Genomic DNA, 22,103 nt, shown 5'->3' on the forward strand with positions numbered 1-22,103 from the left:
CGTCAGCGCACCTGCCCCAGCCACTGGAGGGCCCGCCGGACCTCCGCGGAGAACGGGTGCGCGGGGCCGTGCAGGCGTTCCGCGTCGAAGAGGAGGCGGGCCAGGGTGTCGTGGGCCGCCGGCCGGTCGCCGAGGGAGAGCAGCAGGTGAGCTATCCGGCGGCGGACCTCCAGGGGGAGTCCCGGGTCCGGGTTCGCGTAGTGGTTCTCGAAGAGCGGCAGCAGCGCGCGGTACTCGGCGAGTGCGGCCGCCGGTTCGCCGAGCTGCTCCAGGCACTGGGCCGCGTCGTAGCGGAAGCGCAGGGAGCTCGGATCACCGGCCGGGAACTCCTCGGCGAGCCGGCGCAGTTCGGGCAGGGCCCGGCGGTACTGGCCGTCGTCCATCAGCGTGGCGGCGTACTGCTTGCGCAGGGAGCGGACCACCGGCGAGTGTTCGCCGTGCTGCTCGGCCGCGGCCGGGAGGATGCCGCCGAGGATGTCCACGGCCTGGGTGAGCATGCCCTGGTCCAGGAGCTTCTTCGCCTCCTCGACGGCGGCCGGGACGTCAGGCCTCGGCGGCGCGGGCGGGGTGGCGGGCCGGGGCGGGATCACGGTGGCCCGGTCGGGCCAGGGGGCCTGCGGGCGCAGGAAGGGCCGGGTCGGGTCGAGCGGCCCGGTGGGGGCGCCCGAACCGTGATGGGGCAGCAGCGGCGCGAGGGCCGCGTACACCGCCTGCGCGGAGGCCGGCCGGTCCTGCGGGTCCTTCGCCAGGAGCCTCAGGAGTACGGCCTCCAGCTGCTGCGGGACCTCGGGGCGCAACTGGCGCACCGGGAGCGGGGGCTCGTACAGGTGCCGGTGGAGCACCCCGAGCGCCGTGGATCCGGCGAAGGGGACGTTGCCGGAGAGGAGTTCGTAGAGCACGACGCCGAGCGCGTACAGGTCGGTGTGCGGGCCGACGGCCCCGCCCATGGCCTGTTCGGGCGCCATGTACGCCGGGCTGCCGATCGGCGAACCGGTGCTGGTGAGGCGGGTGGTGTCGGTGTCCATCACCGAGGCGACCCCGAGGTCCAGGACCAGCACGGTCCCGTCGGGGCGGACCATCACGTTGCGCGGCTTCAGGTCGCGGTGCACGATCGGCACCGCGTGGACGGCCGACAGCACCGAGCACAGCTGCGCGATCACCGAGACCGCCCACGGCCACGGGTACGGGTCGTGCTCGGCGAGGTGGTCGGCGAGGTCGGCGCCCTCGACGTACTGCATGACGAGGTAGAGCTCGTCGCCGTCGCTGCCCGCGTCGTGCACGGTGACCAGCCCGGGGTGGTCCACCTGCGCCGTGACCCGGCATTCGCGCACGAAGCGGCGGCGCAGCTCGTCGGCGACGGAGCCGGGGCCGGCCACCTTGTCGGGGCGCAGCAGTTTGACCGCGACGCGGCGGTCCAGGCGCCGGTCGTACGCCGTCCAGACCTGGCCCATGCCGCCCTGGCCCAGGATGGTGGCGAGCTGGTAGCGGTCCCCGATGAGCCGGTCCGTCACGGGCGGGGGCCTTCGTTGTGGGGCGGCTGCTGCTGGCGCAGCAGCTCGCTGAGCTCGTCGAGTTCGGCGCGGACCTGCCCGATGCGCGGGGGCGGCGTCGGGGCGGGCGCGGGCTCCGGGGCCTGCTGCGGGGCGGGCTGGTGCGGCTGCTGCTGGTGCGGCTGCTGCGGGGTCTGCGGGTACCCGTAGGAGGACCCGGCCTGCTGGGGCGGCAGGTACGGGGCGGCGGGCGGCGGGTACCACCCGGCGGCGGGTCCGGCCTTGTGCGCCTCGTAGTGCCGGATGTCGGCGACGAGGTAGTACGCGCAGACCGCGAAGCCGGTCAGGATCGTGCCGAACGCCCCGGTGTTGCCCTGCCAGCCGCTCGTGTCGGGGGTCGGGTCGGCGCCGATCAGCGCCACCCAGAAGACTTCGAGCCCGCCGGTGGCGGCCAGCAGCCACCAGTCCCGGGGTTTGCGGGTGACCAGCGCGAGCCGCAGCATCGTCCCCCAGGCGAGGAACCCGCAGCTCAGGAAGGGCAGCAGCGTGAACAGCACGCGGAGCGCCACCACGCCCCCGGTGCTGGGCTGGTGTCCGTGGGGCGGCGGGGTGCCGGGGCCGTGCATCGCTGCTCCTGACGGGCCGTGCGGAGGATGTTTCGGGCCTTGAGCGTATACAGCGTTTCCGGCCGGGAGTGAGGGGATGTGCCCAACCGTTGCACGGTCGCAGCCCGGCGGGCGGACCCGCGCGGTGCGCGCGCTCAATCCGGCCGGACCGTACCGTCCGACAGACCGTCGTACAGCCCCTGTACGAGCTGCTCCCCCAGCCGGGCGGCCAGCCGCAGGGAGTCCTCGAACTCGGCGAGCGCCCGGAACCGCGCACCGTAGACCTCCTGCTCGGCCAGCGGCAGCCGGGGCAGTTCGAGGCGGCGCACGTCGAGCCGGGCCGTGGTGGAGGCATGGCTGCTGGCGCGGCGGTTGTTGGCGGTGGCACGCAGGAAACCGGCGAGGAACCAGGGGTCCAGCGCGGCCGGGTCGGCGCGCAGCAGCTGCAGCCCGCGGCCGGGCACGGCACCCGCGGTGGCCCCGTCGATCACCCGGGCGGTGCCCGCGCCGCCGGTGACGGGCACGACGACGTCGCCGGGCTCGGTGAGCAGCGGCTCGTCCGAGGTGGCGGCCAGGGTCCCGGAGGGTCCTGTCCCGGTGCTCACGTCGTACTCGGTCAGGACGGGGGCCCGGCCCGCGCCGCTGCCGGTCCCCGCGTGCAGGAGCAGGGCTCCGGCGCGCACGAGTTCACCGACGGTGGTCGGCGCCGGGCGGGCCCGCGGACCGGCCACCGGGTCGGCGGGGGCGGCGGGGCCGGGGCCGGCGGCCGGATCGACGGAGTCGTCGGCCGGGGCCGGGGCCGGCGGGGTGAGCCGGGCCGCGCGGGTCAGCGTCGCGTCGAGCCGGTCCCGTACGGCGGCCAGCTCGGCCACACCGCCGCCCGCCGCGGGCGGCGGCAGGTGGCGGGCCGGGGTCAGGTCCACGTCGTCGTCGAGCAGGTCCACGACGGGCACGACACGGCGCACTCCCGGGACCTCCGGGGCCGCGCCACCGCGCTCGTACGTCGTCCAGGCCTCCTCCACCGCGCCGTGCACGGCGGACCACCCGGCCCGTCCCGGCCCCTCGGCGCCGAGCGCGGCCGTGTCCACGAGGAGCAGCCCGGAGGGGGGCGCCGCCTGCGGGGCGGGCCGGCGCAGCACCCACAGGTGGAGCGGGATCCCGTAGGGCGGCGCGGCGCCGGCCGGGAGGGCGACGACGGCCCGCAGCGCGCCCCGGCGCAGCAGGTCGGCCCGGATGCGGCGGCCGGAGCGGCGGGTGGCCGCGGCGGGCGGCATGAGCAGGACGGCGGTGCCGCCCTCGCGCAGGTGGGCCAGGGCGTGCTGGACCCAGGCGAGTTCGGATTCGGCGCGGGCGGGCAGTCCGTACTCCCAGCGCGGGTCGTAGGCCAGTTCCTCGTGGCCCCAGTTGCGTTCGTTGAACGGCGGGTGGCAGAGCACGGCGTCGACCCGCTCGGCGCCGGGGGGCGGGAAGGCGTCCGCGCGCAGGCTGTCGGCGGCGGCCGCGCGGACCTGGGCGTCCGCGTGCAGGGCGAGGCGCAGGGCGGCGAGGGAGGCGAGCTCGGGCGAACTGTCCTGCGCGTAGCGGACAGCGGCTCCGGGGACGGCCCGCAGCAGGGTGCCGGTGCCGCAGGCCGGATCCAGGACGCTCTGGACCGAGGGTCCGGCGAGGGCGGCCATGAGGGTGGCGAGCCCGTCCGGAGTGAGCGTGTACTGGCGGGGGTTGGCTTCGAGGTGGCGGCCGAGGAGGAACTCGAAGGCGCCCCGGGTCCCGAGTTCGGCGGCGAGTTCGGCGGTGGCCCGCAGGAAGGGCATCGCGGTGGCCGGCGGGGCGGCGGCGGCGAGCGGGTGCGCGGGGCCGAACCGCAGGGCGAGCACCCGGTCCAGGGCGGGCGCCAGCAGGACGGCCATCCGCTCGTCGGAGACGGCGGTGGCCTCCAGCCACTCCCTGGGCCGGTCGCGTACGAGGAGCAGCGCGCTCCCGGCCTTGACGAGCGCGGCCACGGAGCCGCCGGGGTGGCCGGCGACGTACTGCCGGACGCGCTCGCGCAGCGGCACCTCGGCGAGCTTGCCCTGGGCCCGGAGCCAGTCGGTGACGTCCGGCAGTGCGAAGGAGGGGCTCGTCTCCGTCCCCCCGACGGGCCGGGGGAAATCGGCGTGGCGTCGACGCCAGTTGCTCACGGCGGCGCGTCCGACCCCGGCCAGCCTGGCGATCTCCGCCGCGGTGACTTCTGGGGCGGTGGGGGTGGCTGGGGCCTCGGTGGGGGGCGTCTGCTCCGGCATGGCGCGAGTGTAGCGGCCGCGAAGGCGAGGGACCGATTCACAGCGTGAATTCATCAATCCTGCAGAAGTCAGTTGACTCGGTTCACAATGCCAGTAGCGATGGTCGACCCGGACAAGACCACCAGATGAGGCAGGAACACCCGTGTCCCGGATTCAGCACGCCAGTTGGACCGCCCGACAGAAAGTCCTGACGGGCTGCGGCGCCAAGCCGGGCACCTACCGTTCGACCGGCAACGGCGAGAACGACAACCGCTACTGGGAGCGCGCCAAGGACGCCACCGGCGGCCCCGACTCGATCATCGCCAACGAGAGCCCCGACGTCCCCAGCGGGCGAATCGCCCAGAACGCGCGTAGCGTCGCAAACGGGATTACGGAAGGAGCCCGAGACATGGGGATCTTTAGCAGGTTCAAGGACCAGGCCAAGGACAAGGCCAAGGACATCTCCGACAACGTCGAGGCCGAGGTCAACGAGAAGACCGGCAACAAGTACGCCGACAAGGTCGACCAGGCCCAGCAAGCGATGGAACAGCAATTCGGCATCGACGAAGACCCCAAGAAGTAACCCCGTGCGGAAACGCGAACGGCCGCGGCGGGGGACCGCGAAGGTCCCCGGCCGCGGCCGCCGCCACGTCCGTCGAGAGCGTCCCGGCCGTCCCGCTCCCCGCGGGCCTCAGGAGCCGAGGATCGTGGCGAGGAACTCCCCGGTCCAGCCCAGCAGTTCCCGCCCGACCAGCGGCTTGCCGCCCACGCGCGCCGTCTTCGGCCGCGGCACCAGCACCTGCGAGGCGGCCGGCTTGATCACCGAGCCCGGGTAGAGCCGCTTGAGGCGCAGCTCCTGCGATTCACGCAACTCCACCGGACCGAAACGGATGTTGGGCCCCTGGAGGGTGATGTCACCGACTCCGCAGGCCCGGGCGAGCATCCGCAGTCCGGCCACCAGCAGCAGGTTCTCCACCGGCTCCGGCAGCTTGCCGTAGCGGTCGGTGAGCTCCTCGCGGACGGCCTTGACGTCCTCCTCGGAGTTGGCCGCGGCGATGGACCGGTACGCCTGGAGGCGCAGCCGCTCACCCGGCGCGTAGTCGTGCGGGACGTGCGCGTCGACCGGCAGCTCGATCTTGACCTCCAGCTGCGGCTCCTCCTCCACCCCGCCGTCGACGGCGGACCGGTAGTCGGCCACCGCCTCGCCGACCATGCGGATGTAGAGGTCGAAGCCGACGCCCGCGATGTGACCGGACTGCTCCCCGCCGAGCAGATTGCCCGCGCCGCGGATCTCCAGGTCCTTCATCGCCACGTACATGCCCGCGCCCATCTCGGTGTGCTGGGCGATCGTCGCGAGCCGCTCGTGCGCGGTCTCGGTCAGCGGCTTCTCCGGCGGGTAGAGGAAGTACGCGTACCCGCGCTCACGGCCGCGGCCCACCCGGCCGCGCAGCTGGTGGAGCTGGGAGAGGCCGAAGTTGTCACCGCGCTCGACGATGAGGGTGTTGGCGTTGGAGATGTCGATGCCGGACTCGACGATCGTCGTCGAGACCAGGACGTCGAACTTCTTCTCCCAGAAGTCCACCACGACCTGTTCCAGGGCCTGTTCCGACATCTGCCCGTGCGCCGTCGCGATGCGCGCCTCGGGCACGATCTCGCGCAGTTTGGCGGCCGCCCGGTCGATGGACTCGACCCGGTTGTGGATGTAGAAGCACTGGCCCTCGCGGAGCAGCTCGCGGCGGATCGCGGCGCCGATCTGCTTCTCCTCGTAGGGGCCGACGAAGGTCAGGACCGGGTGGCGCTCCTCGGGCGGGGTGGTGATCGTGGACATCTCGCGGATGCCGGTGACCGCCATCTCCAGGGTGCGCGGGATCGGGGTCGCGGACATCGTCAGGACGTCCACGTTGGCGCGCAGCTTCTTCAGCTGCTCCTTGTGCTCGACGCCGAACCGCTGCTCCTCGTCGACGATGACCAGGCCCAGGTCCTTGAACTTCGTCTCCTGCGAGAACAGCCGGTGCGTACCGATGACGATGTCGACCGAGCCCTCGCGCAGGCCCTCCAGCGTCGCCTTGGACTCCGAATCGCTCTGGAAGCGGGACAGCGCCTTCACCTTGACCGGGAACTGCGCGTACCGCTCGGAGAAGGTCCCGAAGTGCTGCTGCACCAGCAGCGTGGTGGGGACGAGGACGGCGACCTGCTTGCCGTCCTGGACCGCCTTGAAGGCGGCGCGGACCGCGATCTCGGTCTTGCCGTAGCCGACGTCACCGCAGATCAGGCGGTCCATGGGGACGGACTTCTCCATGTCCTCCTTGACCTCGGCGATGGTGGTGAGCTGGTCGGGCGTCTCCACGTACGGGAAGGCGTCCTCCAGTTCGCGCTGCCAGGGGGTGTCCGGGCCGAAGGTGTGGCCGGGCGCGGCCATGCGGGCGCTGTAGAGCTTGATCAGGTCGGCGGCGATCTCCTTGACCGCCTTCTTCGCGCGCGCCTTGGTCTTGGTCCAGTCGGCGCCGCCGAGCCGGTGCAGGGTCGGGGCCTCGCCGCCGACGTACTTGGTGACCTGCTCCAGCTGGTCGGTGGGGATGTAGAGCCGGTCGCCGGGCTGCCCGCGCTTGGCCGGCGCGTACTCGACCAGCAGGTACTCGCGGGTGGCGCCCTGCACGGTGCGCTGCACCATCTCGATGTACCGGCCCACGCCGTGCTGTTCGTGGACGATGTAGTCGCCGACCTCCAGGGTGAGGGGGTCGATCGTCTTGCGGCGCCGGGTGGGCATCCGGCCCAGGTCCTTGGTGGCGGTGCGCTGGCCGGTCAGATCGGTCTCGGTGAGCACGGCGAGCCTGAGCACCGGGTCCACGAAGCCGTTGTCCAGGGAGCCGCACGAGACGTGGACCAGCGAGGGCTCCAGGGCGGAGACATCGGCCTCCAGGCGGGCCGCGATGCCCTCGCCGCCGAGCACCTCGACGGTACGGGCGGCCGGGCCGTGGCCCTCGGTGAGGTAGACGGTGCGCCAGCCGTCGGCGATCCAGGCCTTGGTGTCGGCCAGTGCCCGGGCGGTGTCGCCGCGGTAGGCCTCGGGGGCGTGCATGCCGAGTTTGAGGGTGTCTCCGCCGCTCAGGTCCGCCTCGTCGGCGGCGAACGGGGACACCGACCACCACATCATGCCGAGCTCGCGCGCGTGCTCCCGTACGTCGGCGATCCCGCGGAGCGAGGCCGCGCCGACGTCGATGGGGGCCTCGCCGCCGCCCGCGGTGGCCGCCCAGGAGGCCATCAGGAACTCCTGGGAGGTCGCCACCAGGTCGGAGGCCCGGGTGCGGACCCGCTCCGGATCGCACACCACCGCCATCGAACCGGCGGGCAGTACGTCGATCAGGAGCTCCATGTCGTCGACCAGGACCGGGGCGAGGGACTCCATGCCCTCGACCGCGATGCCCTCGGCGATCTTGTGGAGCAGTTCTCCGAGCTCGGGGTGGAGCTCGGCGAGGGCCGCGGCGCGCTCGCGCACCTCGTCGGTGAGCAGCAGCTCCCGGCAGGGCGGGGCCCACAGACCGTGCTCGGCGATCTCCAGGGACCGCTGGTCGGCAACCTTGAAGTAGCGGATCTCCTCGACCTCGTCGCCCCAGAACTCCACGCGCAGCGGGTGTTCCTCGGTGGGCGGGAACACGTCGAGGATGCCGCCGCGCACGGCGAACTCGCCGCGCTTCTCCACCAGCTCGACCCGGGAGTACGCGGCCGCGGCGAGCGCCTGCGTCACCTCGCCGAGGTCCACGGCGACGCCCTGGCGCAGGCTCACCGGGACCAGGTCCCCGAGCCCCTTGACCTGCGGCTGGAGTACGGACCGGATCGGCGCGACCACCACGGAGACCGGGCCCGCGGCGGGGTCGTCCTTGCTCGGGTGCGCGAGGCGGCGCAGCACGGCGATCCGGCGGCCGACGGTGTCGCTGCGCGGCGAGAGCCGCTCGTGCGGCAGCGTCTCCCAGGACGGGTAGTCCGCCACCTCGTCCGGAGGCAGGAGCGAGCGGAGCGCGGCGGCCAGGTCCTCGGCCTCCCGTCCGGTGGCGGTGACCGCGAGGACGGTCCGGCCGGTACGGGAGGCCAGCGCGGCGATGGCGAAGGACCGGGCGGCGGCCGGGCCGACGAGGTCCACGTGCATGCGGTTGCCGTCACCGGCCGCGGTGACCGCCTCGGTGAGTGCGGGGTCCCGGGTGACGGCGTCGAGCAGTCCGTGCAGGCTCATGAAGGCGGCTTTCCATCCGGTGAGGTGCCGTGAGGCGGCAACGCGAAGGGCCCGACACGTCTCACGGGCCGGGGGCTCCCACCCTACGACGCGGGACCGACAGCCGCGCGGGAGATCGGCGGCGCCGGCGCGGGACGGGCGCCGCTCCGGGGTCCGGCCCGCCCCGGCGGGGCCACCGGGGGCCCGGCAACGCCGACCGGCCCCGGTCCGCCCGAAGGGGTGGACCGGGGCCGGGGCGTTCCCCCCGTACGACCGACCGGCGACTACTCGCTGGCGATCGCGTTCAGGATGTTCATCCGGCCCGCCCGGAAGGCCGGGAAGAGCGCGGCCAGCAGGCCGACCAGGGCCGATCCGGCGAAGACGCCGAGGATCGTCGGCCACGGGATCTCAAGGATCTTCATGCCCTCCAGCGCGAGGAGCTGGTGGGCGGTGGCGCCCCAGCCCATGCCTAGGCCCAGGCCCAGCAGGGCGCCGAAGAGGGCGATGACCACCGACTCCAGCCGGATCATGCGGCGCAGCTGGCGGCGGGAGAGACCGATGGCGCGCATCAGGCCGATCTCGCGGGTCCGCTCGACCACCGAGAGGGCCAGGGTGTTCACAACGCCCAGGACCGCGACGATGATCGCGAGTGCCAGCAGGGCGTAGACCACGTTCAGCAGCTGGCCGACCTGGTCCTTCAGGGCCTGCTTGTAGTCCGTCTGGTTGAGCACCTGGTACTGCGGGTACTCGGCGAGCGTCGACTTGACCGCCGCGTACGCGGGGTCGTCCTGGCCGTCCTTCGCGGTGGCCAGCAGCATGAACGGCCGGGGCATCTTGTCGGCCGGCAGGTGCGCCGCGGCGGTGGCGGTGCTGATGTACTTCATGCCCTTGTCGAGGTTGCCCTCGTCGCTGGTGATCGCCGCGATCTTGAGCTTGGCGGTGCTGCCACCCGTGAAGGCGACCGTCAGCTCGTCGCCGAGCTGCACGTGGTGCTTGTCGGCCCACTCGGAGCCGACCGACATCGCGCCCGGTCCGTACGCCGCCGCGTGCTCGCCGGCGATCATCTTGCGGCGGATGTCCTGGGCGTACGTGGGGTCCTGGACGCCGAGCCCGGAGAGCTCGGAGCTGCCGTCGGGGGCGGTGATCTTGGCGTCCACCTCGCGGTACGCCGTGACGTGGGCCAGGCCCTGGGTCCTGCGCAGCGCCTCCTCGGCCTGGGGGACGATCGGCTGGCCCGTCTGGGACTGGACGATGAAGTCGGCGCCGACCGACTTGTCGAGCTCGTCGGTGGCGGAGGCCACCATCGAGGAGCCAACCACCGACAGGCAGGCGACCAGCGCGAGTCCGATCATCAGCGCGGCGGCGGTGGCGCCGGTGCGGCGCGGGTTGCGCAGCGCGTTGCGCTCGGCGAGGCGGCCTATGGATCCGAAGGGCCGCAGCACCGGAGCCGACAGGGCCCGGACCACGACACCCGCGAGGAGCGGGCCGATCACGATGAAGCCGATGAGGGTGAACAGGACGCCCAGACCGAGCCACTGGGCTCCGGTGCCGGCCGTGTCGGCGGTGGAGGCGAGGTACAGGCCCGCGGCGCCGATGCCGGTGAGGGTCAGACCGATGGCGGCGCGGATCCGGCCGGCCTTCTTGTCGCCGGGGGTGCCGACCTCGCGCAGGGCGGCCATCGGGGAGACCTTGCCGGCCCGCCGGGCCGGTATGTAGGCGGAGACCACGGTGACGAGGATGCCGAGGACCATGCCGGCGACCGGGGTGGTCCAGGCGATCGTCAGGTCGTCGGTGGACAGGCTCATGCCCAGTTGGCCCATGAGCTTCATCAGGCCGACGGCCAGGCCGATGCCCGCGCCGACCCCGAGGACCGAGCCGACGACTCCCAGCAGGAAGGCCTCGATGACCACGGACTTGAGGACCTGGCCGCTGTCGGCGCCGATGGCGCGCATCAGACCGATCTCACGGGTGCGCTGGGCGACCAGCATCGAGAAGGTGTTGAAGATCAGGAAGATCCCGACGAGGAAGGCGATCGCGGCGAAGCCGAGCATCACCCACTTCATGATGTCCAGGAAGGACATGTCCTTGCGGTTGGCGTCCGCCGCTTCCTTGGCGGTCTGCAGCTGGTAGGTGTCCGCGCCGACGGCGGCGGCGACGTCCTGCTTCAGCTGGGTGTCGCTCACCCCCTCCTTGGCGGTGACGTTGAGGTGCGAGAACACGTCCGTGGCGCCGAGCAGCTTCTGCTGCGCGGTGGCGGTGTCGAAGTAGACGACCGTCGCACCCGGGTTGGTCACGGTGAAGGCGGCGATGCCGCTGATCCTGGAACGGATGTCGCCGGTGACGGCGATGGTGCGGATGTCGTCACCGAGCTTCAGGTGGTGCTTCTTCGCGGTGTCGCCGTCGATCATCACCTCGGTGGGGCCGCGCGGGGCCTGCCCCTCGATGATCTTCATCGACTTCAGCTCGTTCTCGGTCCAGTTGCCCGCGAAGGTCGGGGCGCCCGTGGTCGAGCCGAGGTTCTCGTTCTTGGAGTTGACGACGGTGACGGCCATCGAGGCGACGCCGCCCTCGACGGACTTCACGCCCTGCGCCTTCTTCACCTGCTCGACCACCGAGGCGGCCAGCGTCTGCGGCTTGCCGGTGTCGGCGGTCTCCCCGCTGGTCTCCACCTTCTTCGGGGTGACCGTGACGTTGGAGTTGGTGACCGCGAAGAGTTTGTCGAAGGTGGTGTTCATGGTGTCGGTGAACACCAGGGTGCCGCAGACGAAGGCGACGGAGAGCATGACGGCCACGGCGGAGAGCGCCATCCGCCCCTTGTGCGCGAAGAAGTTGCGCCGCGCGGTCTTCATGACGGTCATGAGGTCCGCCCGCGTGCGTCGAAGTCCTTCATGCGGTCCAGGACCTGCTCGGCGGTGGGTGTGTGCATCTCGTCGACGATGCGGCCGTCGGCGAGGAAGATGACGCGGTCCGCGTAGGAGGCGGCGACCGGATCGTGGGTGACCATGACGATGGTCTGGCCCAGCTCGCTCACCGAGCGGCGCAGGAAGCCGAGCACCTCGGCCCCGGCCCGGGAGTCGAGGTTTCCGGTGGGCTCGTCGCCGAAGATGATCTGGGGACGGGAGGCCAGGGCACGGGCGACGGCCACGCGCTGCTGCTGACCGCCGGAGAGCTCGGTCGGCCGGTGCTTGAGGCGCCCCGCCAGACCCACGGTCTCCACGACCCGGTTCAGCCACTCGCTGTCGGGCTTGCGGCCCGCGATGTCCATGGGGAGCGTGATGTTCTCCAGGGCGTTGAGCGTCGGCAGCAGGTTGAACGCCTGGAAGATGAAACCGATCCGGTCCCGCCGCAGCTGCGTGAGCTTCTTGTCCTTCAGGCCGGTGATCTCGGTGTCGTCCAGGAAGATCTCACCGCTCGTCACCGTGTCCAGCCCGGCCAGGCAGTGCATCAGCGTGGACTTGCCGGAGCCCGAGGGGCCCATGATCGCGGTGAACTGGCCGCGCTGGATGTCCACGTCCACCGAGTCGAGGGCGACGACGCGCGTCTCGCCGGAGCCGTAGGCCTTGACGACCTTCCGCGCCCGCGCCGCGACGGCAGCATGCCCTCCAGTACCCCCGTGCCTGGTTTCGGTCATAGCCGTTGTCACGGTGTTTCCCCTCGCTCGATCGGACCGATCGATCCGTACCGGTTGATCCGTACGTCGTCGGTTCACTTGAAGTCTGCTGGCCGGGGAGCTCCGGCGCGCTGGTGCCAAGCGCCGTATCCGTAGGGGTGCTAGCCCTACCCCCCGCTTCCCGCCCTGTAGTAACCAGTTAAAGACCGCATCGGCCGGACTTCCTCCTCCCCCGGGACGAAGCGTCCCTGGATCCTTGTGAGGAGCAACCCCTAGGGGATCTCGCCCGTTGGGACGAGGCGCCCTGGGGGGATACCAGCCCGTCGCACGGCGGTGAGAGGGTGTCTGCGCAGGTACGCACGGGGGGAGGGGTTTTTCATGGGCTCAGGGGAGAGCACGGGGGCGAGTACCGACGGCGGCGCCGGAGGCATACCCCGGGACGGATCCGCGGGGCCGGGGTCCGCGGGGCCGGGGTCCGCAGATCCGGGGTCCGCAGATCCGGGGTCCGCAGATCCGGGGTCCGCAGATCCGGGGTCCGCCGGGGCCCGCGGGAAGGAAGCCGCGTCGCCGCCGCCCGCGCGGCCCCCCACGACCGTCGTCGCCGCGCTGATGCTGACCATGGGCCTCGTCGCCCTCGACGGCGCCATCGTCTCCACCGCGGTCCCGCAGATCGTCGGCGACCTCGGCGGCTTCGCCGTCTTCTCCTGGATCTTCTCCGGCTACATCCTGGCCGGAACCGTCACCCTGCCCGTCTACGGCAAGCTCTCCGACACCTACGGCCGCAAGCCCGTCCTGCTCCTCGGCATCAGCCTCTTCCTGCTCGGCTCGCTGCTGTGCGCGGCTGCCTGGAACATGGCCGCCCTCATCGCCTTCCGGATCCTCCAGGGCCTGGGCGGCGGTGCCCTGCAGGGCACCGTCCAGACCCTGGCCGCCGACCTCTACCCGCTCAGGGAACGCCCGCGCATCCAGGCACGGATGTCCGTGGTGTGGGCCACCTCGGCCCTGGCCGGCCCGGCGCTCGGCGGGCTGATCGCCTCGTACACCGACTGGCGCTGGATCTTCCTGCTCAACCTGCCGCTGGCCGCCGCCGCCCTGTTGGTCATCAGCCGTCACCTGGTCGAACCCACCCGGGCCCCCGGCCGCCGGGGCCCCGTCGACTGGGCGGGGGCACTGGCCGTCTTCGCCTGCGGCGGTCTGCTGCACTTCGCGCTCGTGCAGGGCGGGGTCGCCTGGCCCTGGCTGTCGGCTCCCTCACTGGGGCTGCTGGGCGCGAGCGCGGTGCTGGGCGTGCTCGTCGTCCGGATCGAACGCCGGGCCGCGGAGCCCATCCTGCCCGGCTGGGTGTGGCGCCGGCGCACCATCGCCGCCGTCAACCTCGCCATGGCCGGGCTCGGCCTGCTGATGGTCGCCCCGATGCTGTTCATGCCGACGTACGCCCAGACCGTGCTCGGCCTCGGCCCCACCGGCGCCGGTCTGGTCACCTCCGCGATGACCCTGAGCTGGCCCGTCAGCGCCGCCCTCGCCCAGCACGTCTACCGGCGCATCGGCTTCCGCAACACCGCCGCCACCGGCGTCGGCCTGGCCGCCGTCGTCCTCGGCTCCTTCACCCTGCTCCCCTATCCCGCCCCGGTCTGGCAGCCCGCGCTGATCATGTTGCTGCTGGGCGGGGCCCTCGGCCTCTTCCAGCTCCCGCTGATCGTCGGGGTGCAGTCCACGGTCGGCTGGGAGGAGCGCGGGACGACCACCGCCTCGGTGCTGTTCTGCCGCAACGTCGGCCAGAGCATCGGCGCCGCGCTGCTCGGTGCCGTGGCCAACGCCACCGTCGCGGCCCGGCTGGCGGACGCCCCGGTGCCCGGACTCCCCACCCGCCTGGACGACGCCTCCAAGGCGCTGACCCACCCGGACCTCCTCCCGCCGGCCGCCGCCGAGTACCTGCGGCAGGCGGTGGCCGCCGCCGGGGACCACATCTTCCTCGGCGCGACGCTGGCGGCGGTCTCGTCAGCGCTGGTGCTGCTGCTGGTGGCGCCGCGGAGGTTCCCGGTGCTGCCGGAGCAACGGGAGGAGTGAGTGCGGTGGGCGGGGGTGCGGGGCGGGACTTGTCATGCCCCGGCTGAGGCGGTAACTCTCTGCGGAGACCACACTCCCGGGGGGACCAGAGCACATGACGTCCGCACTCTTCGCACTCGCCTTACTCGCCGCACTCGCGGCCCCGATCGTCCTGCGCCTCGTACGCCGCCCGGGTTTCGTCACCGGCCGCGACGGCCGCCTCTCCACCTCGATCACCCTGGCCCTGGCCTGGACGGTGATCCTGGTCTGGCTCCTCCTGGCGACCCTCGGCTACGGACTCGTCGCGGGCGGCGGCGTCGACTGGTTCCAGGGGCCCGACGGGCCGCTGTCCTCCCTGACGACCGTCTACCTCCCCCTGCTCGGGGGCCCGTACACCGCCCTGATCGCGGCGAAGGCGGTGGTCGGACTGCGGGTGGAGAACGGCAGCATGGCCAAGCCCGCGCCCAAGGGCTCGGAGCGGCGCCCGCTGCACGACCTGATCGCGAACGACGGCGGCCGGACCGACCTGGTCGACCTGCAGTACGTCGCGCTGAGCGCGGTCACGATGCTGTACGTGGTGGCGTTCTTCGTGACCGACCTGCGGGGCGGGCTGCCGAAGCTGCCGACGGAGATGTGGGCGCTGACGGGGGCGCCCGCGGGGGCGTACCTCCTGAACAAGATGGCGACCCGGGGCAACCCGGTGATCACGCGCGTGTCCGTGACGGAGGGTCTGCTGACCGTGGAGGGCGGGGGCTTCGGGCACGATCCGCGGGTCGAGGTGGACGGCACGGCCCTGGCGACCGCCGTCACCCCGGCGGGGGCGCTGACCGCGGCCCTGCCGGTGGCGGCGGCGCCCGCCTTCACCGTGGTGGTCACCAGTCGCGGCCTGCGGAGCGATCCGGCCCCCTACGCTCCCGCGGCCTGACCCCCTCTTGAGGCGCTGCCCGCCGCACTCGCCCCTGGCGGGCCTCCCCGGGCTTCGCGCCGCCGCGTCCGACTCCGTCCGGCGGTGACCTGACGGGTGCCACCCCTGCCGTCCCGGCGCGGGGCCCGGTGGACGGGTGCGGCTGGTCCGGCCCTGCGGGGCGAAGTCCCCTACCCACCCTTCCACCGTTCCCCGGGCACAGCCCGGACCCGCAGGACCCCGGGCTGCACCCGAGGCCCCTGGGGCTCCGCCCCAGGGCTGGTGTCAGCCCTCCGCCGGGGCTCGGCCCGTCAGGGCGGCGAGGCTGGAGCGGACGTGGTTCATGTGGGCCCGCATCTCCTCCTGGGACTCCCCGTGCTCGCGCAGGACGCGGTCCGTCTCCCGCCCGACCCGCTCCTCCTGCACCCGCGCCTCCGCGATCAGCTCCGCCGCCCTCGCCTCCGCGTCCTCCTGGCCGTGCCGCGCCGTCTCCTGCGCCTGCGCGAACGCCCGCTTCGCCTCCGCCAGGCGGGACTCCGCGTACCGCTCCAGCTCGAGGTGGCGCGAGTCCAGCTCCGCCTCCCGCGCCGCCAGCTCCCGCTCCGCCGCATCCCAGCGCTCCGCGTGTTCCTGCTCGCGCTCCGCGAGCAGCGCGTCCGCCCGGCGCCCCGTCTCCACCAGTGCGGCGGCCGCCTCCGCCCGCCATGCGGCGGCGTCCTCCCGTGCCTCCGCCCGTGTGCCGTCCGCCTCGCGCCCCGCCCGCAGCAGCCCCTGGCGGGCCCGGACCTCCGTCTGCTCTCGCACCGCCTCCGCGTCAGTGCCCGCCAGCCCGGCCACCCGCTCGGCGTGTGCCTCGGCGGCGTCCGCCGTCGCCAGCGCGTCCGCCCGCGCGTTCAGCCGTAGCGTCTCGGACTCCTCCTCGGCCAACAGCAGGATCCGGCGGGCCCGCTCGCCCAGCACCTCGTACGTCTGCGGGGCCAGTCCGGAGACCTCCGCGCGCAGCCGCTCCGCCTCCGCGTCCATCTGCCGGGCCAGCACGGTCAGTCGGGCCACCCGCTCCCAGGCCTCGTCCCGGCTCCCCGACAGCCGGGCGAGGTACCGGTCCACCTCTTCCGCCCGGTAGCCACGGCCGCGCACGGTCGTAAAGGGTGCACTCATCCTGGAAGCGCCTCTCTCGCGGGGATTCCTGCCAAGGATGCGTCATTTGCTCGCAGAAGCCCGAATGGCCGGGCCGAGACCCTGTTCGAGGGTCCCGGCCCGGCCATCCGGTTCGGTACGGGTTCCGCCGCCGGTCAGACGCCGGTCAGAGGAGTCCGTCCCACATCTGCTCCAGCAGCACCGCCCACCAGTTCTCCGGCGAGGCCAGCGCCGCGCTGTCCAGCCCCGCCAGATTCGCCTGGAAATCGACGGTCCAGCGGCCCGCCTGCTCCGGCGTCAGGTGCTGGCGCAGCCGCCACATGTGACCCAGCATCGCCAGCGACCGTACGAACTGCGGCAGCGAGGAGTTCACGAACTGCGGAGGCACCGGCGCCCCGCCCGGACCGCCCTCCACCGGCACCGCCACGATGTGCGCGGTGCCGTACTGCACGCACAGCGCCTTGCCGAAGTCGCTGCCGACGACGAGGTACGAGCCCGCGTCCGAGGCCGGCTGCACCTGCCGCTGCGCGGCCAGTTCGGCCAGCGTCGGCAGCGGGGCACCCGGTACGGCCTGGGCCCAGAAGAACGGCCCGAAGTCGACCGGCAGCCCCGACCACATCAGCGTCTGCGCCACGATCTCCGGCACGCCCTGCCGGGACACGGCGCGCTGCTCGAAGCGGAAGACGCCCTGCGGCCCGAACGCTCCGGCCAGCTCGTGCGCGATCGCGTCCAGCGGGATCGCCGGCTGCAGCGGCACCTGCGGCAGCGGTGCGCGCAGCGGCGCGGGGCGCGCCGGACCGTCCGCCACCTGGTGCAGCTCGCCCTGGTGGGTCAGCAGGTGCTGCATGCCCTGCTGCCGGCCCGCGTGGTCCGTCCCGTACGGGGCCACGCTCGTGATCCGGACCTGCGGCCAGGTCTCCCGGATCATGCGCGCGCAGTAGCCACCGGGCAGCTCGCAGGAGGCCAGCTCGGTGTGCAGTTCCAGCACCTGCTGCGGCGGCACGTTCATCGAACGCAGCTCGTACAGGATCTGCCACTCCGGGTGCGGGGTGCCGGGCGCGGAGCGGCGGATGAGCTGCTGCTCGGAGCCGTCGGGCGCACGGTAGCGCAGCACGGCCTGGTAGCCGGGACCGACCGTGGGCACCCCGGGCTGCGGCGCGGGTGCGGGGCCCCGCGGCGCGGGACCGGGCGGGCCGGGCGCCGTGGGCGGCTGCCCGGTCACGCCCGGACCGGCCAGCATCGTCGCGGCATGGTCCAGCCCGTCACCGGGAACACCAGGAGCCCCGGGAGCACCCGGCGGACCGGGCGGCTGGGGTACGCCGGGACCGGCGAGCATCGTGGCGGCCTGATGGGCGCCCGCGCCCGGTACACCGGGGGGACCGGGCGGCTGCCCGGCACCCGGAGCCCCGGGTGGTCCGGGCGGACCCGGCTGCTGCGGTCCGCCGGGGCCCGCCAGCATGGTGGCGGCGTACGAGTCCCCGCGCCCGCCGGAAGCTCCGGGCGCACCGGGCGCACCCGGCGGGCCGGGCGGCGCGGGCGGCTGCCCGTTCACGGCCGGACCGGCCAGCATCGTCGCGGCGTGGTCCAGCCCACCGGGAACACCGGGAACACGAGGAGCCCCGGGAACCCCCGGAGGACCCGGCGGCGCGGGCTGCTGCGGTCCGCCGGGAGCCGCGAGCATCGTGGCGGCGTACGAGGGCGGCTCCGAGCCGCCGCCCGGCGCACCCGGCGCACCGGGCGGACCCGGCGGGTTCACGGGCGCGGGCGCCGCGGACCGGTTGACCCGGGCCTTGCTCGTCGGCGCGTCGGCGATGTCCCCGGAGGGCGCACCGGGCCGGGAGCCCGGACCGGCACCCGGGCCCGCGTCGGCCCCCGGCTCCGGATCGAGCGCCGGCACCACTGCGGTCTTCGGCAGCTCGCTGCCCCTCGGCATCAGCGTCGTGCGCGCCTCCGGGCCCGGGCCGGACGGCGACGGGCCGTCGTCCAGGTCCGATCCGGACAGCGGCGGCGCGAACACCGTCGCCGGCAGCGGCACGGACACGGAGTCCGCACCGTTCACATCGGTCCCGGCCCACGGCGTGGCCCCGGTCGGAACCCCGGCGGGCACCCCTTCGTTGGCCGTCGGCTCGTACGGGACCTCTCCCCCGCGCCGCAACGGCACCGGCTCGGAGGCGACCGGCTCGGAAGCCACCGGAGCCACCGGATCGGCCTGCGCGGCCGCGACCGGAGCCGCCGAAGCCGCGGCAGCCTGCGGAGCCGCCGGGATCCCGGCCCGGTCCGCCGCCTCCTGCAGCCACTCCGGCGGGCTCAGCATGAACGAGGTCTGTTCCGAGTCGATGCGCGGCACCGGCATCGAAGCCTCGGCCTGCGCGGCCGACGCCCCGTACTCCTCCTCGTAGCGGCGGATCACCTCACCCACCGGCAGCCCGGGCCAGAGCGTCACTTCCCCGCTGTCCCGCGCGATGACCAGCCGCTGCCGGCCGGCGCCGGACACCGGACCGGCCGCCCGGTCCTCGGCCCACACCACGAAACCGAGCCCGAACTCCCGTACGCGCACCTCGCGGTGCTGGTACGCGGGCACGTCCCCGTTGATCCATTCCTCGGCGCGCTCCTGCGCCTGCGCAAACGTCACCATCGCGCCGTCACCCCTCCACCGGTGCGGATGCCGTCCCGGCACCCGGAACCGAACGCTCCGCCGACCCCGTACCCGATGCCGGCCCCGACACGGGAACCGAGCGTGCGAATCCGCCGTCCACCATCAGACCGGCCACCGTTTCCAGTTCCGGCGGATTGCCCGCCAGCCGCTCGAGGAAGGCGTCGAAATCCGCACCGCACGGCAGCAGCAACCGCTCCACGCGTTCCTGCACCGACCAGCCGTCCTGGTCGCGCGCATCGTCGTACGGGGAGAACCAGACCGAGCCGACCGAAGCGCCCCGCACCTTCACCGCGAGCAGCCCGCCCTGCGCGAAGGCCACGCACAGGTAGTCCTTCGTCAGGTGGTCCCGCAGGCACTTGTTGACGTAGACGAGGTCGTTGACCGCCGCCTCCTCGCGCACCGTGAAGAACGGCTGGTCCACCAGCAGGCCCAGCTCCACGTCCAGTCCCGCGCCCACGGGGGCGCAGCCGCCCGCCGCCTTCAGGAAGGAGCGGTACGCCTCCGGGAGCCGGTAGCCGAGGTCCTCCTCGACGCCCTGGACCTGCTGCTCGGAGACCGAGACCACCGTCTTGGGCAGTCCCAGGTGCACCGGGCGCGTCTCCTGCAGGGCCCGCGTGCCGCGCTTGCCGTGGTCCACCGGCGCCGTCACCAGACCGGCGTGGTGCCGCAGCAGCGCCTTCACCTCGACCGGGACCAGCTCCACCCGGCGCGTGCCGGAGACGTGGTGCCAGGTCCAGCCGTGCGGGGTGGCCACCGGGCCGACCGTGTCCCACAGCTCGTGGCCGGTGGCCCGCATGGCGGCGTTGGCGGACACGCAGTCCGTCAGGCGCAGCTCGTCCACGCCGAAGCCCTCCGGCGGCTCGGCGATCTCCACCGCCGCGCGTGCGTACGGCGCGAAGTCGGGATGCCCGTTCGCGTCGATGCGGACTCCGTGGGGATGGCGCGCGGCCCGGACCGGGTCCGGGAAATGCACGACCTGCCCCGAATAAGCGGCGTTGGGTGGCGCGGCCTGATGCCCGAGCCGACCTGTCGTCATGGCGGTAGCCCCCTGCTGGATCTGGCTGGTTCACCACAGCCTATGTGTTCCGGCAAGGGCCTCACCCGCTCGCGATGGAGGCACCCGCACGACAGCCGGGAAGATCCGAATTGATACGAATATTCGACCCCGCTTCCACATCTCAGGGGACATTTGACAGGCTGTCCCCACAGCACGGGGGCGTGCGCGACAGCGGTCTCCACCGCCGCCACGGGAGGGAAAGCGCAACCATGCAGAACACGGCAACACGCACAGACGCGGCCGACGCCCACTCAGGACCCATGGGCCCCACGGTCGCGCACGGCGCCACGGACCCCGCCGGCACCGCTGGAGCCGGCGCTCCGGCGACCGTCCCGGCGCAGGCCCACGGCGCGCCCGACGGCGGCGCCGCCGCACCGGGCCCCGGCGACCCCCGACTGGGCTGGGGCGGCGGCGGTGACGGCCGGCCCGCCGTGCCCACGCTCAGGTTCCGCCGCGACGGCATCCTGCCCACCGTGGCCGCCGCCCTGTCCGTACGGGGCGAAACCCTCACCGGCACCGCCGGCAAAGCCGATCTGCCGCCCGTACTGCACGCTCTCGTCCAGGACTTCCTGGACACCCTCACCAGCGGTCAGCGCGAACGTTTCACCGGCCGATGTCCGGAGGCGCTCCTGCTCTCCCGCCACCTGGCCGCCGTCGAGGGCGCCCGCAGCAAGCGCGCCTCGCGCAAGCCGCTCACCCCGAGCGAGGCCCGCCGCTCGCTGAAACACTCCAAGATCACCGCCCGCCGCATCCGCGAGGACGGCGACCCGCTCCACGGCAGCTACGCACCTCCCTGCCGCTCCTGCGAGGCCCTCCTCGCCCACTTCGGCGTACGACCCGTCGACCTCACCCACCCCGAGTAGCCACCATGAGCGTCACCTCCGCTTCCTACGACCGCTCCTCGGCCGCCCGCTTCCCGGTGGCCGTGGACTCCGCCCTGCGCACCGCCGGCTGGGAGCCGGGCCGCTGGGACATCAAGCAGGCCGAGTACTGGGCCGACGCCCTGCGCGACCACACCACGCCCGCCGGGCACCGCCACACGGTCTTCCCGGCCGCCGTCGAGGCCTGGGCGGAGTTCGGGAACCTCACCGTCGCCGCCCCGGGTCCCGGCCGCCAGATCGCGCCCACCGCCGTACGGCTGGACCCCCTCACGGGCCTGCACCTCGCCCGTACCTTCGCCGACCTCGGCCGCGCCCTGTCCACGCAGCTGTGCCCCCTCGGCGTCGAGGCCGACGGGACCTCCCATCTCGCCCTTGACCGCGAGGGCCGCGTCTACTGCGTGGACCACACGGGCGACTGGTACCTGGGCGCCGGGCTCGACGAGGCCCTCACCCTCCTGCTGACCGGCCTCCAGCCGACCCGCCTCACGACCGCCTAACCGAGCTCCGGAAGCCGCTCCCCGGCCCCGGGGTAGCGGCCCTCCTCCAGCCGGAAGAGGTACGCCCGCAGATCTCCGGCGAGGCCGCCCGCGAGGTACGCCCGGAACTCCCGGGCTCCCGTGGCCGCGTCCCGGTCGGCGGGGTGGACGCTGTCCCCGTACTCCGCGAGCGTGGCCGTCAGGTGCTCCTCGACCCGCCCGCGGGCGGACCACCACTGGCGCACCGCGGCCGGGGTCCACCAGCGGTCCCCGTCGTAGGCGTACTCCTGGAACGGCTCCTCGTCGGCCGCGTCCACCAGCTGGCGGACCTCGTCCGGATTCCGGGGCTGCCGGAAGACGTACTCGAGGCTGCCCTCGCTGCTGGCCGTGTACATGACGTTGGCCGGCGCGTTCAGCCGCCCGGTCCAGCACGTGTCCGTCTCGCCCGTGTAGAAGGGGCCGGGCACGTTCAGCCAGAGCCGCTTCTCCCACCGCCCCTGGAACAGCTTGCGGTCCTCGCCCGTAAGCCCCGCCACCGGATCCCAGCCCACCGTCATCCCGTTCTCCCCCTGTCAGCCGCGCCTCACAGCTCCGGCGGCCGCTGCCCGGCCTCCGGGTACCGGCCTTCCTCCAGCCGGAAAACATACGCCCGCGGATCACCGGCGGGGCCACCGGCCGAGTGCGCCCGGCGGCCCCGCACGCCGAGCGCCGCTTGCAGGTACCGCGGCCGGGCCCGCCCGGCGGGCCCGGCCGGGGCCGCCGCCAGCTCGCGCGTC

15 protein-coding genes are annotated in these 22,103 nt (G+C 73.6%); 5 read left to right on the forward strand and 10 right to left on the reverse strand.

Translation table 11 applies throughout. The annotated features are described in order from the left end of the window. Positions 1-2: 2 nt before the first annotated feature. The 3 genes from OG389_RS15420 to OG389_RS15430 all read right to left on the reverse strand — a co-directional run bounded on the left by OG389_RS15420 (position 3) and on the right by OG389_RS15430 (position 4,374). Positions 3-1,511: a serine/threonine-protein kinase gene (locus tag OG389_RS15420; protein ID WP_328299056.1), complete on the reverse strand. Its 1,509-nt coding sequence runs from the start codon at positions 1,509-1,511 to the stop codon at positions 3-5. Further along, a complete protein-coding gene (locus OG389_RS15425; protein WP_328299057.1) occupies positions 1,508-2,116 on the reverse strand; it encodes a hypothetical protein in 609 nt (202 codons plus the stop codon). The genes OG389_RS15420 and OG389_RS15425 overlap by 4 nt, the downstream gene beginning before the upstream one ends. A gap of 134 nt (positions 2,117-2,250) precedes the next feature. Then, positions 2,251-4,374 (reverse strand): N-6 DNA methylase, encoded by a 2,124-nt coding sequence (locus tag OG389_RS15430; RefSeq protein ID WP_328299058.1) that lies wholly within the window; start codon positions 4,372-4,374, stop codon positions 2,251-2,253. 142 nt (positions 4,375-4,516) lie between these two features. On the opposite strand from OG389_RS15430, the gene OG389_RS15435 reads away from it, so the two are divergent. After that, the gene (locus OG389_RS15435; protein ID WP_328299059.1) at positions 4,517-4,936 is read left to right on the forward strand and encodes an antitoxin; all 420 of its coding nucleotides are present in this window, start codon (positions 4,517-4,519) and stop codon (positions 4,934-4,936) included. Between the two features lie 108 nt (positions 4,937-5,044). Here OG389_RS15435 and mfd read toward each other — a convergent pair whose 3' ends face one another. The 3 genes from mfd to OG389_RS15450 form a co-directional block, all read right to left on the reverse strand. After that, complete coding sequence (mfd, locus tag OG389_RS15440) at positions 5,045-8,581, reverse strand: transcription-repair coupling factor (protein ID WP_328299060.1); 3,537 nt, start codon at positions 8,579-8,581, stop codon at positions 5,045-5,047. Between the two features lie 263 nt (positions 8,582-8,844). Next, a complete protein-coding gene (locus OG389_RS15445) occupies positions 8,845-11,418 on the reverse strand; it encodes an ABC transporter permease (protein ID WP_328299061.1) in 2,574 nt (857 codons plus the stop codon). Then, complete coding sequence (locus OG389_RS15450) at positions 11,415-12,191, reverse strand: ABC transporter ATP-binding protein (protein WP_443059281.1); 777 nt, start codon at positions 12,189-12,191, stop codon at positions 11,415-11,417. Before OG389_RS15450 ends, OG389_RS15445 begins: the two co-directional genes overlap by 4 nt. Positions 12,192-12,779: 588 nt before the next feature. Between OG389_RS15450 and OG389_RS15455 the strand changes: the two genes are divergently transcribed. Together OG389_RS15455 and OG389_RS15460 are read left to right on the forward strand one after the other, a co-directional pair. Continuing rightward, on the forward strand, positions 12,780-14,237 hold the full coding sequence (locus OG389_RS15455; RefSeq protein ID WP_443059282.1) for an MFS transporter: 1,458 nt from the start codon (positions 12,780-12,782) through the stop codon (positions 14,235-14,237). A 94-nt stretch (positions 14,238-14,331) separates the two neighbouring features. Further along, on the forward strand, positions 14,332-15,141 hold the full coding sequence (locus OG389_RS15460; protein WP_328299063.1) for a hypothetical protein: 810 nt from the start codon (positions 14,332-14,334) through the stop codon (positions 15,139-15,141). A 264-nt stretch (positions 15,142-15,405) separates the two neighbouring features. On the opposite strand, the gene OG389_RS15465 is transcribed toward OG389_RS15460, so the two are convergent. The 3 genes from OG389_RS15465 to OG389_RS15475 all read right to left on the reverse strand — a co-directional run bounded on the left by OG389_RS15465 (position 15,406) and on the right by OG389_RS15475 (position 19,949). Continuing rightward, positions 15,406-16,278 (reverse strand): DivIVA domain-containing protein, encoded by an 873-nt coding sequence (locus OG389_RS15465; protein ID WP_328299064.1) that lies wholly within the window; start codon positions 16,276-16,278, stop codon positions 15,406-15,408. A gap of 145 nt (positions 16,279-16,423) precedes the next feature. Beyond that, positions 16,424-18,892, reverse strand: a complete 2,469-nt coding sequence (locus OG389_RS15470; RefSeq protein WP_328299065.1) for an SUKH-4 family immunity protein — start codon at positions 18,890-18,892, stop codon at positions 16,424-16,426. A 7-nt stretch (positions 18,893-18,899) separates the two neighbouring features. Next, entirely contained in the window at positions 18,900-19,949 is a 1,050-nt protein-coding gene (locus OG389_RS15475) for an SMI1/KNR4 family protein (protein ID WP_328299066.1), read from the reverse strand. Positions 19,950-20,230: 281 nt separating this feature from the next. On the opposite strand from OG389_RS15475, the gene OG389_RS15480 reads away from it, so the two are divergent. Both OG389_RS15480 and OG389_RS15485 read left to right on the forward strand, forming a co-directional pair. Then, positions 20,231-20,833 (forward strand): YwqJ-related putative deaminase, encoded by a 603-nt coding sequence (locus OG389_RS15480; protein ID WP_328299067.1) that lies wholly within the window; start codon positions 20,231-20,233, stop codon positions 20,831-20,833. Between the two features lie 5 nt (positions 20,834-20,838). Next, positions 20,839-21,348, forward strand: a complete 510-nt coding sequence (locus OG389_RS15485) for an SUKH-3 domain-containing protein (RefSeq protein ID WP_328299068.1) — start codon at positions 20,839-20,841, stop codon at positions 21,346-21,348. Here OG389_RS15485 and OG389_RS15490 read toward each other — a convergent pair. Then, a complete protein-coding gene (locus OG389_RS15490; RefSeq protein WP_328299069.1) occupies positions 21,345-21,884 on the reverse strand; it encodes a ferredoxin in 540 nt (179 codons plus the stop codon). The two genes, OG389_RS15485 and OG389_RS15490, sit on opposite strands and share 4 nt — an antisense overlap. Positions 21,885-22,103: the final 219 nt, after the last annotated feature.

This window comes from Streptomyces sp. NBC_00435 (genome assembly GCF_036014235.1).
Lineage (GTDB): Bacteria > Actinomycetota > Actinomycetes > Streptomycetales > Streptomycetaceae > Streptomyces.

Excerpts from the sequence above, each read along its gene's own strand:
- OG389_RS15425 (WP_328299057.1), bottom strand. The coding sequence starts at position 2,116 with ATGCACGGCCCCGGCACCCCGCCGCCCCACGGACACCAGCCCAGCACC.
- OG389_RS15430 (WP_328299058.1), bottom strand. The coding sequence starts at position 4,374 with ATGCCGGAGCAGACGCCCCCCACCGAGGCCCCAGCCACCCCCACCGCC.
- mfd (WP_328299060.1), bottom strand. The coding sequence starts at position 8,581 with ATGAGCCTGCACGGACTGCTCGACGCCGTCACCCGGGACCCCGCACTC.
- OG389_RS15445 (WP_328299061.1), bottom strand. The coding sequence starts at position 11,418 with ATGACCGTCATGAAGACCGCGCGGCGCAACTTCTTCGCGCACAAGGGG.
- OG389_RS15450 (WP_443059281.1), bottom strand. The coding sequence starts at position 12,191 with ATGACCGAAACCAGGCACGGGGGTACTGGAGGGCATGCTGCCGTCGCG.
- OG389_RS15455 (WP_443059282.1), top strand. The coding sequence starts at position 12,780 with ATGCTGACCATGGGCCTCGTCGCCCTCGACGGCGCCATCGTCTCCACC.
- OG389_RS15460 (WP_328299063.1), top strand. The coding sequence starts at position 14,332 with ATGACGTCCGCACTCTTCGCACTCGCCTTACTCGCCGCACTCGCGGCC.
- OG389_RS15465 (WP_328299064.1), bottom strand. The coding sequence starts at position 16,278 with ATGAGTGCACCCTTTACGACCGTGCGCGGCCGTGGCTACCGGGCGGAA.
- OG389_RS15470 (WP_328299065.1), bottom strand. The coding sequence starts at position 18,892 with ATGGTGACGTTTGCGCAGGCGCAGGAGCGCGCCGAGGAATGGATCAAC.
- OG389_RS15475 (WP_328299066.1), bottom strand. The coding sequence starts at position 19,949 with ATGACGACAGGTCGGCTCGGGCATCAGGCCGCGCCACCCAACGCCGCT.
- OG389_RS15480 (WP_328299067.1), top strand. The coding sequence starts at position 20,231 with ATGGGCCCCACGGTCGCGCACGGCGCCACGGACCCCGCCGGCACCGCT.
- OG389_RS15485 (WP_328299068.1), top strand. The coding sequence starts at position 20,839 with ATGAGCGTCACCTCCGCTTCCTACGACCGCTCCTCGGCCGCCCGCTTC.
- OG389_RS15490 (WP_328299069.1), bottom strand. The coding sequence starts at position 21,884 with ATGACGGTGGGCTGGGATCCGGTGGCGGGGCTTACGGGCGAGGACCGC.